This window comes from Coleofasciculus sp. E1-EBD-02 (assembly GCF_040218245.1).
Lineage (GTDB): Bacteria > Cyanobacteriota > Cyanobacteriia > Cyanobacteriales > Coleofasciculaceae > Coleofasciculus.
Genome location: NZ_JAVJQN010000021.1, coordinates 19381 through 35120, shown reverse-complemented (window position 1 = coordinate 35120; position 15740 = coordinate 19381). Strand labels below are relative to the sequence as shown.

The 15740-nt window shown below is 42.5% G+C and carries 18 protein-coding genes; 3 read left to right on the top strand and 15 right to left on the bottom strand.

From position 1 onward, the window contains the following. Positions 1–114: 114 nt before the first annotated feature. The 12 genes from RIC07_RS03510 to RIC07_RS03455 all read right to left on the bottom strand — a co-directional run bounded on the left by RIC07_RS03510 (position 115) and on the right by RIC07_RS03455 (position 8652). Complete coding sequence (locus RIC07_RS03510; protein WP_446393294.1) at positions 115–498, bottom strand: hypothetical protein; 384 nt, start codon at positions 496–498, stop codon at positions 115–117. A 518-nt stretch (positions 499–1016) separates the two neighbouring features. Further along, entirely contained in the window at positions 1017–1388 is a 372-nt protein-coding gene (locus RIC07_RS03505; RefSeq protein ID WP_446393293.1) for a roadblock/LC7 domain-containing protein, read from the bottom strand. A gap of 84 nt (positions 1389–1472) precedes the next feature. After that, positions 1473–1994 carry a hypothetical protein gene (locus tag RIC07_RS03500; RefSeq protein WP_446393292.1) on the bottom strand — a complete coding sequence of 174 codons (522 nt, stop codon included), beginning with the start codon at positions 1992–1994 and terminating at the stop codon, positions 1473–1475. 685 nt (positions 1995–2679) lie between these two features. After that, the gene (locus RIC07_RS03495; protein WP_446393291.1) at positions 2680–3051 is read right to left on the bottom strand and encodes a roadblock/LC7 domain-containing protein; all 372 of its coding nucleotides are present in this window, start codon (positions 3049–3051) and stop codon (positions 2680–2682) included. 69 nt (positions 3052–3120) lie between these two features. Beyond that, positions 3121–3618: a hypothetical protein gene (locus tag RIC07_RS03490; RefSeq protein ID WP_446393290.1), complete on the bottom strand. Its 498-nt coding sequence runs from the start codon at positions 3616–3618 to the stop codon at positions 3121–3123. 272 nt (positions 3619–3890) lie between these two features. Further along, complete coding sequence (locus RIC07_RS03485) at positions 3891–4262, bottom strand: roadblock/LC7 domain-containing protein (protein ID WP_446393289.1); 372 nt, start codon at positions 4260–4262, stop codon at positions 3891–3893. 167 nt (positions 4263–4429) lie between these two features. Next, complete coding sequence (locus RIC07_RS03480) at positions 4430–4927, bottom strand: hypothetical protein (RefSeq protein WP_446393288.1); 498 nt, start codon at positions 4925–4927, stop codon at positions 4430–4432. Positions 4928–5107: 180 nt separating this feature from the next. Beyond that, positions 5108–5638: a GTP-binding protein gene (locus RIC07_RS03475; protein WP_446393287.1), complete on the bottom strand. Its 531-nt coding sequence runs from the start codon at positions 5636–5638 to the stop codon at positions 5108–5110. Between the two features lie 274 nt (positions 5639–5912). Continuing rightward, the gene (locus RIC07_RS03470) at positions 5913–6284 is read right to left on the bottom strand and encodes a roadblock/LC7 domain-containing protein (protein WP_446374889.1); all 372 of its coding nucleotides are present in this window, start codon (positions 6282–6284) and stop codon (positions 5913–5915) included. 57 nt (positions 6285–6341) lie between these two features. Next, a complete protein-coding gene (locus tag RIC07_RS03465) occupies positions 6342–6896 on the bottom strand; it encodes a protoglobin domain-containing protein (RefSeq protein WP_446393286.1) in 555 nt (184 codons plus the stop codon). Positions 6897–7592: 696 nt separating this feature from the next. Continuing rightward, positions 7593–7964 carry a roadblock/LC7 domain-containing protein gene (locus tag RIC07_RS03460; protein WP_446393285.1) on the bottom strand — a complete coding sequence of 124 codons (372 nt, stop codon included), beginning with the start codon at positions 7962–7964 and terminating at the stop codon, positions 7593–7595. A 217-nt stretch (positions 7965–8181) separates the two neighbouring features. Beyond that, a complete protein-coding gene (locus RIC07_RS03455) occupies positions 8182–8652 on the bottom strand; it encodes a hydrocarbon-binding protein (RefSeq protein WP_446393284.1) in 471 nt (156 codons plus the stop codon). Between the two features lie 1125 nt (positions 8653–9777). Between RIC07_RS03455 and RIC07_RS03450 the strand changes: the two genes are divergently transcribed. Next, positions 9778–10056, top strand: a complete 279-nt coding sequence (locus tag RIC07_RS03450; RefSeq protein WP_446371683.1) for a GNAT family N-acetyltransferase — start codon at positions 9778–9780, stop codon at positions 10054–10056. 362 nt (positions 10057–10418) lie between these two features. Here the strand turns inward: RIC07_RS03450 and RIC07_RS03445 are convergent, their stop codons facing one another. Next, positions 10419–10889, bottom strand: coding sequence for a hydrocarbon-binding protein (locus RIC07_RS03445; protein WP_446393283.1), 471 nt, complete (start codon positions 10887–10889; stop codon positions 10419–10421). 341 nt (positions 10890–11230) lie between these two features. Beyond that, entirely contained in the window at positions 11231–12343 is a 1113-nt protein-coding gene (locus RIC07_RS03440; RefSeq protein ID WP_446393282.1) for a saccharopine dehydrogenase family protein, read from the bottom strand. Positions 12344–12961: 618 nt separating this feature from the next. Here RIC07_RS03440 and RIC07_RS03435 point away from each other — a divergent pair. Continuing rightward, positions 12962–13288: an STAS domain-containing protein gene (locus RIC07_RS03435; protein WP_006101943.1), complete on the top strand. Its 327-nt coding sequence runs from the start codon at positions 12962–12964 to the stop codon at positions 13286–13288. Between the two features lie 409 nt (positions 13289–13697). On the opposite strand, the gene RIC07_RS03430 is transcribed toward RIC07_RS03435, so the two are convergent. Then, entirely contained in the window at positions 13698–14837 is a 1140-nt protein-coding gene (locus tag RIC07_RS03430) for a PP2C family protein-serine/threonine phosphatase (protein ID WP_446393355.1), read from the bottom strand. A 216-nt stretch (positions 14838–15053) separates the two neighbouring features. On the opposite strand from RIC07_RS03430, the gene RIC07_RS03425 reads away from it, so the two are divergent. Further along, positions 15054–15497 carry an ATP-binding protein gene (locus tag RIC07_RS03425; protein WP_446393281.1) on the top strand — a complete coding sequence of 148 codons (444 nt, stop codon included), beginning with the start codon at positions 15054–15056 and terminating at the stop codon, positions 15495–15497. Positions 15498–15740 lie beyond the last annotated feature (243 nt).

Genomic DNA, 15740 nt, shown 5'->3' with positions numbered 1-15740 from the left:
TACTTACCAACCCATGAAAAAACCCGGTTAAAACCGGGCCACACTACCTTTTGATGAAAAACTTACTCCGTATATTCAGCTATGTTGACAAATTTTTGAACATTCAGTTGAGTACTACTTTGTAGTTTCATAATCACAGGTGAGTGGGCAAGCTGCAAAAATTGACTTATGAAGAATATTCTGCTCACCATGTAACCAGCTTAACCAACGGACTTCCTTCGGATTGACGCCCTTAAAGGTTAATACGGCAGCGCCGAACAAAATGCCAAAAACATTCGCGCCAATCAAACCAACGGCGACGAGCAAAACGGCACTAATCGGCAAAAGTGATTGTAAGGAAATCGCCATAATTGCTCCAAGCGCCACCATTAAGACAATCAGCGGAAACCCTGCCACTAAGAGACTTACGGTTAGGGTAAATGTCCAAATTAAGAAGCCTGTGACCTTTTGGTTGAATGAATACGTCTTTGTGAAGTTTTCACGGGTTGTCATTTCCATGGACGTTCCTCCTATCGGGGGTAAAAAATGGTCTTTATGTAACAAACCTTTAATCAATTTCTGTAATGTAAGAAATTACGAAGGTAAAAACCAGTATAGTGAACTTCTCCGGAGAAATGAGCTTTTTTTTAAAAAAATTTACAATCAGGGTAGACTATTTATGGATCGCTCAGAGGATTAGACCAACAATTAAGGTCAAGCCTCGATCCTAGTTTGTCTCTTCCTATCGATAGATATGACTGCACTGCGTAACCTCTAAATCCTTAAACGGTAAGCCTTTGACGCCTTCATCTTTTGACGATGACCCATCCCCTAGATCAACATTGTTAACATTTCTTATACTTTTATGCCATGCTTCTCATAAACGCTCGGCTAACTTCAAAATAAGTATCTGGACATCTGTTCACTTTACTAAGAAATGTTAATCAGCGTCCACTTCCCCTCAATCCAAATAAGCAAGATCCCCGACTTCTCCAAGAAGTCGGGGATCTGTATAACTACCTAGATAGGCGAATCCATTAAGACAGAACCATCCGCAATTCACCCAGAGTGCGCTTGATGTCCAGCATCAACAGCCCTTGCTTCGCCGTTTTCGTCGCCAGAACCAGAAACACGGTATCTTCACCACAACTGGTGAGGATACTTAAACCCAGATCACCTTCGACATAGATACGGTCAATGGTACCGCGAACTAATTCTTTACCAATCCGTTCCCCTAAGGAAAGCATCGCCGCCGACATTGCAGAGACTCGTTCGTCATCCATTCCACTGGGTAACGTCGTCGCCAGAGGTAAACCATCGGGAGTGACTATCGCAGCGCCTTCCACATCAGAGGCGGCTGAAGCAAAGTCTTTGATGATCATTCCTAGTTTTTCGGCGTTAATCGCCATTATGATTCTCCTTGTTTAATTTCCAGCAGTCTTTGCAGTAATAGATACTCAAAGCTGAGATTTTTCCTGTTCCCCCCAACGCTGTTACTCTTTGAGTTCAGGACGAACATTCCTGTTGATGTCACCCATAATGGCGTACTCGAACAGATCGCAGCTACCACCTTGTAAGAGTGATTCAGTTTGAGTTCCCTGTAAGCGCTGATCCAAAAAGGCTTCGAGAAATCCTTGAATCGCCCCCATAGTGAACGTAGATTGCCGATCTGAACCTTGGGATTCACCAACAGAATCAAAGGTTTCGCGAGTATAGACTTTGTAGACATCGCCATCTTGAATAATCTTGTCAATGACGCACAAACGAGTTCCGTCTTTGCCCAAGGCTACCCGGGCTTTTTCGGTAATTTCTTCCAGGGAAACGGAGGCATCCTTGTCTACCAAATTGAGTTTTGTTGCTAGCTCTTTACCCCGTTGGCGACCTGCAGAAAGCATTGCGATCGCGGCGGCTTTTTCGCCCAGCGCTTCTTCGACACCGCTGACGATTGCCTTCATTTCTCCAACGCCGCTAAAGTTTCCCAATTCTTGACGTGAATCTTTCGCTGGATCTGCCATAGTAATGTCCTCATTTAATCAAATTTTGTTGGCATTAAGAGTTTAGCTGTTCAGATACGAATAGGTTTCAACAGCCAAATCCTGGGAGGGGTCTTAGTAAATAATTTCTGTTCTTGTTTTAGCAGTTCATTGCCAATATGTCTGCACACTAAACATTTTTTAAATTAATTAACTATAGAAATTATGAGTAAATTAACTCTCGCTCTGATCCCCAAATAGTTAAGTTGTTTATTTTATTAGAAATAACGATAAGAATATTTTCGTTTAATTTAACTACTCTCATAATAGAGTCATTATAAATTAATTTTAGCGATAGTTTGTTTAATTTATAATCTCAACAGTGGAATAGCTGATCGGTTGGGTTAACGCCTGTTAATTCGTCAGACAAAAGAAAACAGCACACCCACTAAGTTTTGTAAACAAGCGGCAACCCCTTACATAAACGTAGCTTGCTTCTCAAGGATAGCTAGTTCTTCACCGTTCACATTAATTATGTCCACCTACTTATAGGGGTAAGGTGGGCAATGCCCACCCTACTGGCTTGGCAAGCTTAAAACGGTGGTCAAGTATTTTCAAGGAACCCTTATGAGAGTAGCGATTCAGAAAAATTTTACCCACAACTTTAAGCTTGCCAGCCTAATAGGGCTTGCTTCACAAGTGAAGAAACCCTTACCCATCAAGGTGATTACGACAGAACCATCCGCAATTCACCCAGGGTGCGTTTGATGTCTAACATTAATAGTCCTTGCTTCGCCGTTTTCGTCGCCAGAACCAGAAACACGGTATCTTCACCACAACTGGTAAGAATACTCAAACCCTGATCACCCTCGACATAAATGCGATCGATGGTGCCGCGCACTAATTCTTTACCAATCCGTTCCCCTAAGGAAAGCATCGCCGCCGACATTGCAGAGACTCGTTCGTCATCCATACCACTGGGTAACGTTGTCGCCAGTGGTAAACCATCTGGAGTGACAATTGCAGCCCCTTCCACATCAGAGGCGGATGCTGCAAACTCTTTGATGATCATTCCCAGTTTTTCGGCATTAATAGCCATTGTCATACTCCTTGTCCAATTTCAAATAGTCTTTATCGCGATAGATACTGAACGACAACCCGAACCCTTTTAATGATTCACTACAGGAAGATCCGCGTACTCTAACACATCAAAATTGCCACCCCGTAAGACGGATTCAGTTTGAGTTCCCCGTAGGCGCTTACCCAAAAATGCTTCGAGAAATCCTTGAATTGCCCCCATGGTGAATGTACATTGCCGGGATGAGCCTTGAGATTCGCCGGCTGAACAAACGGTTTCGCTAGTATAAACTTTGTAGATATCACCCTCTTGGGTAACTTTATCAATGACGCACAAACGAGTTCCATCTTTGCCCAAGGCTTCCTGAACTTTTACGGTCACATCTTCCAGGGACATGGAGGAACCCTTGCCCGCCAAATCCAGATCTTCGGCTAGCTTTTTACCCCGTTGGCGACCCGCAGAAATCATCGCGATCGCGGCGGCTTTTTCGCCCAGTGCTTCTTCAACTCCGACAACGATTGCTTTCAAGCAAACAATGCTGCTAAAGTCTCCAAGTTCTTGACGTAGTTCATTCTGTGCAATTGCCATAATACTTTCCTCATTTGAGGCTAAAAATGCTGACATTGATAGTTTGTTTAGCTGTATAAAAATAATATTCTTATACAGCTAATTTTCAGGGTTAGTTTTAGGTAATAATCCCTACTTCTGTTCTAGCAATTAATTAGAAAAATGTCTGTAGTTTTCTATGATGTTTTCATAAAGCATATATAAAGTCTATAGCTGAGTATATTTTTAAGAAAAATAAAATTCATTGGCGCAATCAATGCCTGCACCAATGCAATATTGTCAATTGATAATTTTTACGGCAAAAATAAATTAAATTGAGTAATCGTTCGTTTGATTTCTAATTTTAACAATCCCGGTTTAGCTGTTTTACTGGCTAAAACCAGAAAAACAGCATCTTCCCCGCAACTGGTTAAAATACTTAAACCATGGTTACCTTCCACAGAAATACGATCAATAGTTCCCCGAGCCAGTTCGTTACCAATCCGCTCACCCAGAGATAACATCGCTGCTGATATTGCCGATACTCGTTCATCATCCATATCAACTGGCAAACTAGCAGCTAGGGTTAAACCATCGGGAGTAATCATTGCTGCACCTTGCACATCAGGGGTATTGCTTACAAAGGTTTGTAAAATACGCCCTAATTTGTAAGGATTAATTGCCATAGCCGTTGTTTTGCTTAAATTGATTAAATAATCTCCTTTGTGCAAACGTCATGTAGAGACGTTCTCAGAGAACGCCTTTACTCAAATCATGACGATGTTCAGCTTTTTTGCGTATTTATTTTATTGACGCTATTCTGTACTCGTACAATCCAATTGCAAAAACCAGATTATTTTTGGACAGCGCCTAAAATCTTGTACTCGAAAACGTCGTGAGTTCCTTCCCGTAATGTTGATTCAGTCTGAGTTCCCCGTAAACGCTTACCTAAAAAGGCTTCAAGAAACCCTTGAATTGCCCCCATCGTAAATGTGCATTGCCGAGACGAGCCTTGAGGTTCACCTGCTGAACAAACAGTTTCGTGAGTATAGACTTTATATCCTTCGTCTTCCTGGATGATCTTGTCAATCACGCACAAACGAGTTCCCTCTTTCCCTAGAGCATATTGGACTTTTTCCGTCACATCTACTAAGGAAATTTCTTTGCCCTTGTCCACTAAGGCAAGCTTTTCCGCTAACATTTTGCCCCGTTGACGACCCGCAGAAATGAGTGCAATTGCTGTAGCTTTATCGCCTAAAGCTTCTTCAACACCCGTAATAATGGCTTTGAGGCAAATAATACTGCTAAAGTCTCCAAGTTCTTGACGTAGTTCATTTTGTGCAATTGCCATATCCATCTCCTGAATTGTGTTGATTTGACTGTAATTAGTTAACTTTCTGTTTACTATTTCTCAATTAAAAACATCATTCAGATATTTCCCTATAAAAGTATTTTTAAGTTTTACTAAGGACAAATAAAATACCTTTATAACCAAAAGTATTGCATTATTGAAATTTAGCTGTAATTTCATCTAAATAACTTGATTCGTTAAAACCTTTAGTGCTGCCACAACCGAAGATTTCAGTTGAGGATTAACATTGAAAATAGCTGGACAATGTTTATCATTTAAAATGCCTAAATGTTGGACTATTTCTTCTGTCGGTATAGCCCCCGAACAATCAGTATGAGTTAAACCAATAACCATCGGTACTTGAACGCGATTATTCATAAAAGCTAAAATATCTTTGGCGTAGGAAAAACTATCTGCTTGATTAGCCTTCACCAGTAGAATATAAGCATCAGCCCCTTTAATTAAAATATCCCACATAAAATCAAAGCGGGTTTGACCTGGAGTCCCATATAGATGCAAATGCTTCTTGGCATCTAACACCAATTTGCCAAAGTCGAATGCAACAGTAGTTTTATCCTTAAATGAGTATTCTTTTTCGGAATTACTAACCTGACGTTCTATTTCTACAACATCAATTTCACTAGCTGTACGTACAAAAGTAGACTTGCCGGCTCCGACAGTTCCGGTTATAACTATACGTATATTTTTCATGAAATTTATTTGACCATTTTTTGTTTTTAGTTTTATTAGATGGCATAACAATAGCATAAATACTTAATACATAAAGTTGTTTTAGTGACCTCCATAAATCCAAAAACTAAATTACAACTATCTTGAACTAAAAGAATACTTTCGTTGTTTGATGTGGAAGGAAAAACAGAAAATGCTGTCAAGGGTATAGTTGAGCAATGTCAGGATATTTATGGCTATTATTTTGCCATTAATTACAGCCTTTTAAATATTGCCTGACAATTGTTTTCTTGCTTTACAGTAAGATAGACTTAAGGTCACCAAGCGCCCGTTTTATTTCCAACATCAAAAGTCCTTGTTTGGCTTGTTGAGTAGCTAAAACGAGAAAGACAGCATCTTCACCACAACTGGTCAAAATACTCAACCCTTGATTACCTTCAACATAGATGCGATCAATTGCACCTCGAACCAGTTCTTTACCAATTCGTTCCCCTAAAGATAGCATCGCCGCAGACATGGCTGATACCCGTTCATCATCCATATTACTAGGCAAAGTAGTTGCCAGAGGTAAACCATCTGGAGTGACAATAGCAGCACCTTCAACGTCATTCGTTGCCGAGACAAAATCCTTGAGAATATGTCCTAATTTTTCAGAATTGATCGCCATTGATTGTTTGTACTCCTGCTGAAATTTGAGAGATTGCTAATACAGTTAAGCCTTGAGTTACATCGAAGCTGCACCTGTGGAAATGAGGCGTTTGAATAAACCTTCTGTCCAGCCAGTTTCTTGAAGTACGGCGGCTGACGTGACTTCAATGTAGGCTTGTTCAATAAATGCCAGATCAATCATGCAAATTAGACTGAGGGCATTCCGTAATTCTTCATTTTTGTCTGCCTCTTTTAGCTTTTGACCTACAGCATTAACCACAATTGCCATGGCTGGAACCACATGTTGGGGTCCAATGCCAATCTGCACATGCACTAGACCAATTCGCCAGCGGCGATCGGCATAAGCATTACCCCAATCATCCATACCTGTAAACATTTCGTAAAACCATTGCGTAAAGGTTTCACGCAGACGATGCATCCGTCCTTCTTTGGCATTTAAAATTTCGCTCATTTCCGGATCTCGTCCCAAATAAGCATAGAAATGATTTGCCATTTCTGGAGCGATATCTTTGCCCCAAGTCGCGTTGGCTTTGAGGATGGCTTTGTCTTCATCAGTAAAGCCAATACGCTTTGCCATTGTCTCCATAAATGCATGAGCATTTAAGGTCATAGTTTTCTCCTACCAGCATGAATTTTCAATCTTCTTTATTGATAACAAATAATATTTGTAATTGTCCATATATTTTTGTGTTGTTTTTATAAAGAATAGTTGAGCAATAAAATCAAGCAGCAAAAAATGTTTAAATACCAAATTAAAAGCAAGTTTTGGTATTTAAATAAATTGAATTTAACGCATTTTTAAAATACTGATTGAATTCAGAATCATCCAACCATTAAAAATTCGATGACCACTAGAATGGATATCCTTGTATCCAGCTAGGCTAATGCCGAACTTTGTCAGCCTGCACTAAGTAGTCGCACACAATTAAACTTGAGCATGAGGACAAGGGAACAGGGAACAGTAAAAATTTGACGCTTGTTAACCTGGCTTAGGACAGTGGATAGAATCTATGTTTAGGTAAATAAGGCTGTGTTAACCTGCTCCTCGACTATTCCAACTAAGTCTGCATCCAACCTTTGCCAATGACAAAGGACAAAATACATAACGTTCCTGACATTACCTTTTTTCATGCGTTAGCAGATAAGTCCGGAGCGTTAGCTTAAATCAGTATTGTGGTTATCTCTATGCTTGTGTCCAGATATATGGTGTCGCTTATGTATAGTTTTATTATTTGTGATCATAATTTATTGAACGCGAACCCCGACTCCTAGAAGAAGCCGGGGTGCGGATAAGAGACTGACCGAACTAGCCCAAACTGACTTTAATCTGGGTAACGGTTCGACCTATATCCAAGTTGAGAGCGCCTTGTTTGGCATCTTTCCCAGCCAGAACGATGAACACAGCTTCTGGACCACAGTCGGTCATAATGCTGTAGCCGTCATCACCTTCAACTAAAATACGACTGGTTTGACCTCCCAAGAGTTCTTTGGAAATCCGTTCACCCAGAGACAGCATGGTGGCGGACATTGCTGAGATACGCTCTTCAGCCACTGATCCGGGCAAGCTAGACGCCAGGGGTAAACCATCCGGCGTAACAATCGCAGCACCTAGCACGTCAGATGTCGTCGAGACAAAATTCTGAACCAGATGACTCAGTTTTTGAGTATTGATTCCCATTCTTGTGTTTCTCCTTAACGTTAATAGAGGACAATGAAGTTAAGTTGTGTAACGAAAACAAGCATGGCTGACTGGTTGGATGTTATATTTACCTACTTCTGGGTTTTAGCCCAAACTGTAAGGCTACCCAGTCAGCTCACGATGAGCATAAGGCGGCTAAGAGAAGATTTGCCGAGTGTGATAGCAGGGCAATCCTCATTAGCTGCTTTTTGTCGAATTACTCAACAGTAATAAACTCGAACAGGTCGTAAGAGTCACCTCGAAGGATTGATTTCGTTTGTGAACCCTTTATTTTTTGCTGAAGCAGTTCGGTTAAAACGCCCCAAACTAAACCGAGGGTAAAAGTACATTTAGGAGGTTCTCCCTCAGTTCCGCCGATCGCGCAGAGGGTTTCTGTGGTGTAAACCTTGACAGTGTCGCCCTCTTGGGTGATCTTGTCAATGATGCACAAACGAGCGCCCTCTTCACCCAAAACTTCGGCGATTTGCTTAGTCGCATCTTCCAAGTTTTGGGTAGTCCCTTTGAACCCCAACTTTTCTGCGAGTTCTTGCCCATGCTTACGACCAGCAGCAGTCAGAGCAACGGCTGTCGCTTTTTCACCTAAGGCATCGGTCATCCCTTCAACCAAAGCCCGGAAGGATTCAATACTGCTGAATTGTCCTAATTTATCTCGTTTGAGTTCTAACACGTTGACTCCTTATTTTTGACAACATAGAGTTGGAACACTTCATCAACCAAGAAGGTGTTTAGCAAGGTAATTCTAGTCAGATAAATTACTATTAATTTAAGAATTTCTTTGATAAAACTAAATTCTCAACCATAGATATTTAGCTGGTTCTAGACATATTACCCTGCCGTTTCTATGAATAATATACCGATTCAAGTGATGCAATCCGGAAACTTATATGTTTTTTTTGCCGATCTAGACATTGAGGGTTCTGTTATTTATAATTACTATAGTCCCGTGTTTTTTTGAAAAATTCCTTTTAAAAAGAGTTTTACTTCAAAATATAAAATAAATATAAAAATCTAGATAATCATATTGGTGTAAAAATAGATGGAGTCTCCGTTAAGAAAGCTGTATCAACAATCCAGTGAAACTTAGTGAATACATTATTAACCTGCAAGTCCCTAAGAAAAAGTGGTCAAGATGCTTGCACTAAGAATGATGAACTGGCAACTTGAGTATACAGCCCCTGCTAGCCATACGCCATAGCACAATGACAGGTCTGGAACATGGCTTTCATTAACTTGACACCAGTGTTCTTGAGTCCGTCCCTCTGCACTTCTTATCTAAAACGTTTCGCTCTACTGAAATTCTCTCTCTGTTCAATTGTATTACATGCAATAAATTTGGCAAGTCTTGACACAGACTCTACCTATAGAAGATAATAAATATGGTATGATATAACTATGTGTTAACAAGGAAACACATCTCTCTATTTTTCTCTGAATCATGAAATTTAGCCTCGAAAACTTAACGCCATGTTTCAGATTCGCTAAGGAGAATTTACTCAAAAAAGAATAGTGATGGGAATCATTAAAATCTGCTGATCAGAGTGAATCAACCATCAGGGCAAAAACTGAGACAATCGTAAGGATTTTGAGAGTCTTCAGAAATACAGCCCAGGATCTTTAGAAAAACTAGCTAGTGCAGCGCACTTGAATTTAGCCAATATCCCTGAGTTCAGCGTCGCTACAGGTGTTCATTTTTCGGAAAACCCTGTAACCTGTATCCCACCTCATTACGTTATCAGCCTTTTGCATCGAACTCGGGTTAATAAAACGCCGCGATTCAGCGGTAAGGTGAATTATGTTTGAACTAATCGTGCAAAACGAGATTGTCGGGGAAATCGTCTTTAGTATCGCACCTGATGGATTTGGTGTGATTAATCTCATCGAAGTTAAACCCACCTGTCGAGGTAAAGGATTCGGAAATCAGCTTTTAAACGAAGCCATCGCTCAACTTAAATGCCAAGGCGTTAAGGGGATACGTCTGACTCCGATAAAAACTAAGAATCCTTTTATCGTAGATTGGTACAAAAAGAAAGGATTTGTCTTAAACAGAGACAGAATGCTTTTAACGTTTTAACCGTTGCATTCGGGTCATACTGAGATCTTACGCCAGTAGCAAGAGGGTTTTCTCTCGTGGCGTGTAAAATTGGGCAATAGATTTTGCGGGTTTTAGGGGCGCACGTCTGTCATTAGTGTCAACTTAAGCTCAACCCCTCACCCCCAGCCCCTCTCCCACGCCGGGGAGAGGGGAGCAAGAGGGGAGCAAGAGAATCAGGTTCCCCTTCTCCCGTGCAAAAAAAGCGAAGCATCCTCTGTCCTCCCCCCTTATGCTTACCAATAAATAAAGTAGAGACGTAGCATACTACGTCTCTACTAACGGCGGCTTTTTTACCTTTGGTATTATCCTTAAAGACAATAAAAAGCCGCTCTTTGTACACATTAGGTGAGTACAGTAAACTCAAACAAATCGTAACTGTCACCTCGGAGTACCGATTCCGTTTGACTTGCTTTCAGTTTCGATTGGAGTAGTTCACCTAAGACTCCCCAAACTAAACCGAGTGTAAAGGTACACTTGGGAGGAGTTTCCTCAGTTCCACCGATCGCACAGAGGGTTTCTAAGGCATAGACTTTGATCGAATCACCGTCTCGAACAATGCGATCAATGATACAAAGACGAGAGCCTTTTTCTCCCAAAAGTTCTGTGATTTGTTTGGCGGCATCGTTTAAGTCTTGGGTTGAACCTTTGAATCCCAACTTTTCCGCAACTTCCTTACCGTGCTTTCGACCCGCAGATGTCAGTGCTACGGCTGTAGCCTTGTCTCCTAAAGCATCTGTCATGCCTTCCACAATAGCCCGGAAGGATTCAATGCTACTAAGTTGTCCCAGTTTATCGCGTTTTAGTTCTAACACATTTGCTCCTTATTTTCAGAATAGATTAATGAGATGTGTTCTACATTTATCTAGGTGTTTAGTTATACAGAAGTAATTCGATAAGTTTATTAAGACTTTAGGGTATAACCGACAAAAGCTTAAAGAAACTCCGAGGAATTTATACTTATTTTCTACATCTGTAATACTTGTATACCATACATAAGCTTAGCTGGTACTTCCGGAAACCGTCCACTTTTTTGTGATCTATCAATCAAAAAAAATAAAACGAAATATTATTAACTAAAAAATAATAAAAATTACCTCATTAGCTTCAATTGATTACTCAAACTATATCAACTTTACTTAAGAAGGCTAACGCTTTAGGTCAGGGGGTTAGTTTGCAAATGAATTTGGATGTTTCGATGTTGCATCGCTGGTTCAAATAATTCCGTTGTCAGCGCTTGTTCAACTGACCAAATACCCGGTTTACTGAGTTGACCTGCTAGTATAAACTGAGCAATGCTGCCTGTACCTGCACCAGCCGCCGCCGCTGTATTTTCATGCACCAAGGTTGAGACAACTGTGACCGGTTGGTTTTCTTTGTACCCTGTGACTTGGGCGCGAATGGCAATTCCAATCCCACTGATGCGATCGCTAAATTGGGTCATGCGGTAGCTGAGTTGGGACAAATACTCGATATTTTCGGGTTTCCTTAACCAATCGGCGGGAAACAGATGGGCGGTGATCCAGGTGAGGTGGTTATAAATATCGGGAATTGAGCCAAACTTGGTGATCACCGTTTTCACGGGGAAGGAGTTGACAAGGGTAACGGTTTCGGGTACATCGAACCAGTAGACGCCGACTTTGCCATAAGGTTGGGAGAAATGAACCGTTTCGCGATCGCTATAGGGTTTTACCTGATGCCACTGGTGATCAATCCACGCCTCAAAGGGTTCTGTTAACCCCAGAAACGTGGTTCGCATCACGGTGACGCCAGCCCCACCGGAACCAGCTACACCATAACTCAGGTGAATGGTTTCCGGCTGATCCAATTGTTCAATTGCCTGACGCACCATGCTATTGGAGATGCCCGGAAAAACCCCAGTATTGATAATCGCCGTGACACCCGCCGCCGCTGCTGCTTCGTGATAGGGGAAGGCTTTTTGGATAAAGGCGCGATTATCACTCACATCCAGATAATTTACGCCCATCTCAATGCAAGTTTTGAGAACCGAGGCGTCTCGATAGAGAAAAGGACCCGCACAATGGATAACCAGATTATGAGACGCGATCGCATCCCTCAACCCATCGCGATCGGCTAAATCTAGGGTGAGAAACTGCACCTGCGGTTGAACCTGTGGCGAAAATTCTGTCTCTGATGCCCTGTGACGCCCTGTAATCGTAATTTGTGCTTGGGTATGGGCAATGAGATCTTGCATAACATTGCTGCCGATACGTCCTCGTCCTCCCAGAATCAAAACTCGGTCTGTCATTGCCCAATTTAGTAATATCCTTACTGAAGCTTACCAAGTCCTTTACCCCTGAGATCAAGGTAGCGGCAACCTTGGACGTCAAAAGTCCTCCATTCAAACCTCAACAGTCTCCCGATTTTATCTAATCCGGCAAGACGTCCTTCACGTTTAGTGACGGGATGAATTGCCAGAAAAGATGGTAGTATCTGTACATACCGTCGGGCGGACGGAAATGCACGCTTGAGGAGTACGGAGCATACCGTAGACATGAGTGTATAAGACCACAGTAAGGGAAACCTGAACGGCAATATTCAGCCCAAGAATCCCTCGCTTTTAGCGAAGGGAGTGTCAAAGTAAATGTGCTTACCGAAAAAATCCGGATGGATACGGCTGGACTCGGTAAGGAGTGACGTATCTCCGCCCATGTTGAGATACATCCCATCCCTGACCAATGCAGATAGCTGATCCAAGGAAAACAGAATGAAGTTACTCCAGAGAGATATCTCTATAATCTCTCCAGAGGATAAAAACTGCCTAAAAACGACACCTCTTCTCAGTCCAAAAGTTTGGCTGATTTGAATTGTCGCGGCTATACTGGCAAGGTCTGGATATTTCTGTAACGGCAGTCATAAGTAGTATATGAGTCCTGTGGTTAAAGTTGTTCAACCCTCTGGCATCTTAGATGGCACAAAAGCTGGTCAATTTCGTCAAGAGATTAGCGACCTTGTGCAATCAAATGCCGACATCGTATTGATTGATTTTCAAGACGTTACCTTTATGGATAGTTCGGGCTTAGGGGCGCTAGTTCTTGCCCTTAAGACCGTTCGTGCTGCTGGGGGAAAGCTCTTTGTTTGCTCAGTCAACGAACAGATCAAAATGTTATTTGAACTGACAAGCATGGATCGGGTGTTTGAAATCTTTCCCACACGAGAAGCGTTTGAGGAGGCTGTCTCTTCTAGTGCATAATTCTCTGGGTTAGCCCAATTTGGCGAAACCCAGTAAGAATCCCCGTGCGGAAGGGGGAGTATTAAGCTCCTAAGTAACTGATCACCTTGTAGTAACAACCCGCCAGGAATGCAAATCCTTGGCGGGCAACTCTTCTATCCCAAAATAGGGTTCTATGGCTAATACCAAATCCGTTTTGGGAATTTTGACATCCCGTTTTATAAAATTCGCCGGGAAAACCCCATCCCCTTGTGGGTGGGGTTGTTGACACTGTTCCGTTTATGTAAGGGTTTGAGGGCTATTTACAAAACTTAATACAGTACCCTCTGCCCTCTGACCTGTTTTTAAAGGGGAGAGTAAACCCAGATTGAGGGAGGGAAACCCCGACGTCAGCCGTTCCTTCGCCAGCTTAGGAAGTCGGGGAGCCTATCTAATCAAAGTTAATTTCTAGCAAAGACAAATCGTCATCGAAAAAGTCTCTGGGATTTAAGGCATCAACGCCCTCTAGGATGGAGTTAAGGTTACACGAACTATCTATCCGACACTCACCCAGAAGTTTGACGAATGAGTCAAGTCCCCAGATATCACCATCGGGTTGGTGAATCTCGTAAATCCCATCGCTGAAAATGTAAAGGGAACTGGATTCGCTGACGTCGCAGCTATCATCAACATACTCAGCCTCAAGCAGCATACCCACAGGCAGTCCCGTTGTCTTCAAGAGATTGACCTCCCGACTAGACGATGGCTTACCCGAAAATAAGACAGCCGGTGGATGTCCAGCACTGGCATAAACAAGTTGACGCTTCGTCCGATTATAGACTCCATACCAGATAGTAAAGTATTTATCGTTGCGTTCTGTCATCTGAAAGGTCTGGTTTAACCCTCGTAGAACGTCGCTGGGTTGGTAATAGTCAATATTCGGCAGGGTGCGTGATCTCAATAGATTTAACACCGAAAGCGTTGGTAAAGCTGCTCTCAAGCCATGCCCAGCCGTATCTAACAAATAAATTGCCAGGTGTTCTGAATCCAACCAGTAGTAATCGAAGCCATCACCTCCTAATTGCCGAGACGGAATGAATCGAGAGTCAATAGTCACAGGCGGTTCAGTCATCTGGTCTGGCAGAATAGAACGGACGTACTCCGCCGCTTCTGCGAGTTCCATTTCCAGCAACTGTTTTTGGTGCTGCAAATCGCGGCTTAGTTCATGCAATCTCAAGCCGGAACGTACTCGCGCCTGCAACTCAGCGATTTCGATTGGCTTACAGATAAAGTCATCTGCCCCAGCATCCAGTCCCTTGACGCGATCGCCAACGGAACCGAGAGATGTCAGCAAAATGAACATAGTGGTTGATAGTGCTGGGGTTGCCTTAATTTGACGACAGACTTCTAGTCCGTTCATCCTTGGCATAATCCAATCACAAATGACCAACGCCGGACGCAACTGCCGCGCAAGTTCAAGACCCTCTTCGCCGTTGCTAGCGATGGTGACGTCATAACCTTGGTTATGAAGCGTCCGTTTCAGCAGTATTTGAATGGCAGGGTCGTCATCAATAATTAGAATTTGGGTCATGGCATCGAGATAATACAAGTCACTCAAGGAGATTGCAGATGCACGCGCTTACAACAAGAAGGAAGACTCGATGAAGCTATGGGTACTTTCATGAGAAAGTGATAAAGATCGCAAGGTCAGTGAATAAATGGTAGAGCAAGGGATAAATCTAGGGTAGACTGGATTTTTTCACAGGGAGTATCTGTTCATTTTAATTCTGGCTTTGATGTCGTTGATGTGAAAGGCTTTGAGCAGTTGAGAGAGCTTCAAAAATTTAGCAAGCAATTTCCTTCCGACCTGAATGCGTTAGACCAGGTTTTATCCTGGTTTGGGGAGCTTCACCCCTCCTCAATCGAAACAAAAGTCTGGTTACAGTGCAAACTAGCGCTTGCGGAAGGATACACTAACGCGGTGAAATATGCCCACAAAGACCTGCCGCCCAGTGTTTCCATTGAGGTTGAGGTAATTCTGGGGCAATCGCCCCAACGCCTAGAGATACGGGTCTGGGACAGTGGAGCGCCTTTTGATTTTGAACGGCGGCTCCGAACTCCGTCGTCTTTGCCCGCTGATCAGGCGGAAGGAGGACGAGGATTGGCTATTATGCAAAAAATTGCCGATAAGCTCAGTTATACACGCATGGATGATAACCGCAACTGTTTGACGATTGTTAAATTTTATTAAAAATCCCAGCCGCCCGGTGTCGGGAAGCAGGGGAACGGGGGCTGAGATGCAGGGGTGCATATTTCAATTGATCGGCTTTCCGATAAGCGAAAACCCAGCTTCTCAAGCTGGGTTACTGTTTAGGCTTTACCTTCAATTGCTCTATCTGGTCCGAATAACTTAATCAAACTGGGTTAAATCTAGCTTGATGCTCACTAGAATTCAGCGGCTTACCTGGTGAATCACCATTTAGCGACCGCTGCC

Bases quoted from the DNA above. Each gene is read 5' to 3' on its own strand.
- RIC07_RS03475 (WP_446393287.1), bottom strand. From the start codon at position 5,638: ATGAAAAATATACGTATAGTTATAACCGGAACTGTCGGAGCCGGCAAG.
- RIC07_RS03440 (WP_446393282.1), bottom strand. From the start codon at position 12,343: ATGACAGACCGAGTTTTGATTCTGGGAGGACGAGGACGTATCGGCAGC.
- RIC07_RS03430 (WP_446393355.1), bottom strand. From the start codon at position 14,837: ATGACCCAAATTCTAATTATTGATGACGACCCTGCCATTCAAATACTG.
- RIC07_RS03510 (WP_446393294.1), bottom strand. From the start codon at position 498: ATGGAAATGACAACCCGTGAAAACTTCACAAAGACGTATTCATTCAAC.
- RIC07_RS03450 (WP_446371683.1), top strand. From the start codon at position 9,778: ATGTTTGAACTAATCGTGCAAAACGAGATTGTCGGGGAAATCGTCTTT.
- RIC07_RS03460 (WP_446393285.1), bottom strand. From the start codon at position 7,964: ATGGGAATCAATACTCAAAAACTGAGTCATCTGGTTCAGAATTTTGTC.
- RIC07_RS03505 (WP_446393293.1), bottom strand. From the start codon at position 1,388: ATGGCGATTAACGCCGAAAAACTAGGAATGATCATCAAAGACTTTGCT.
- RIC07_RS03470 (WP_446374889.1), bottom strand. From the start codon at position 6,284: ATGGCGATCAATTCTGAAAAATTAGGACATATTCTCAAGGATTTTGTC.
- RIC07_RS03490 (WP_446393290.1), bottom strand. From the start codon at position 3,618: ATGGCAATTGCACAGAATGAACTACGTCAAGAACTTGGAGACTTTAGC.
- RIC07_RS03435 (WP_006101943.1), top strand. From the start codon at position 12,962: ATGAGTCCTGTGGTTAAAGTTGTTCAACCCTCTGGCATCTTAGATGGC.
- RIC07_RS03480 (WP_446393288.1), bottom strand. From the start codon at position 4,927: ATGGCAATTGCACAAAATGAACTACGTCAAGAACTTGGAGACTTTAGC.
- RIC07_RS03465 (WP_446393286.1), bottom strand. From the start codon at position 6,896: ATGACCTTAAATGCTCATGCATTTATGGAGACAATGGCAAAGCGTATT.
- RIC07_RS03495 (WP_446393291.1), bottom strand. From the start codon at position 3,051: ATGGCTATTAATGCCGAAAAACTGGGAATGATCATCAAAGAGTTTGCA.
- RIC07_RS03500 (WP_446393292.1), bottom strand. From the start codon at position 1,994: ATGGCAGATCCAGCGAAAGATTCACGTCAAGAATTGGGAAACTTTAGC.
- RIC07_RS03485 (WP_446393289.1), bottom strand. From the start codon at position 4,262: ATGGCAATTAATCCTTACAAATTAGGGCGTATTTTACAAACCTTTGTA.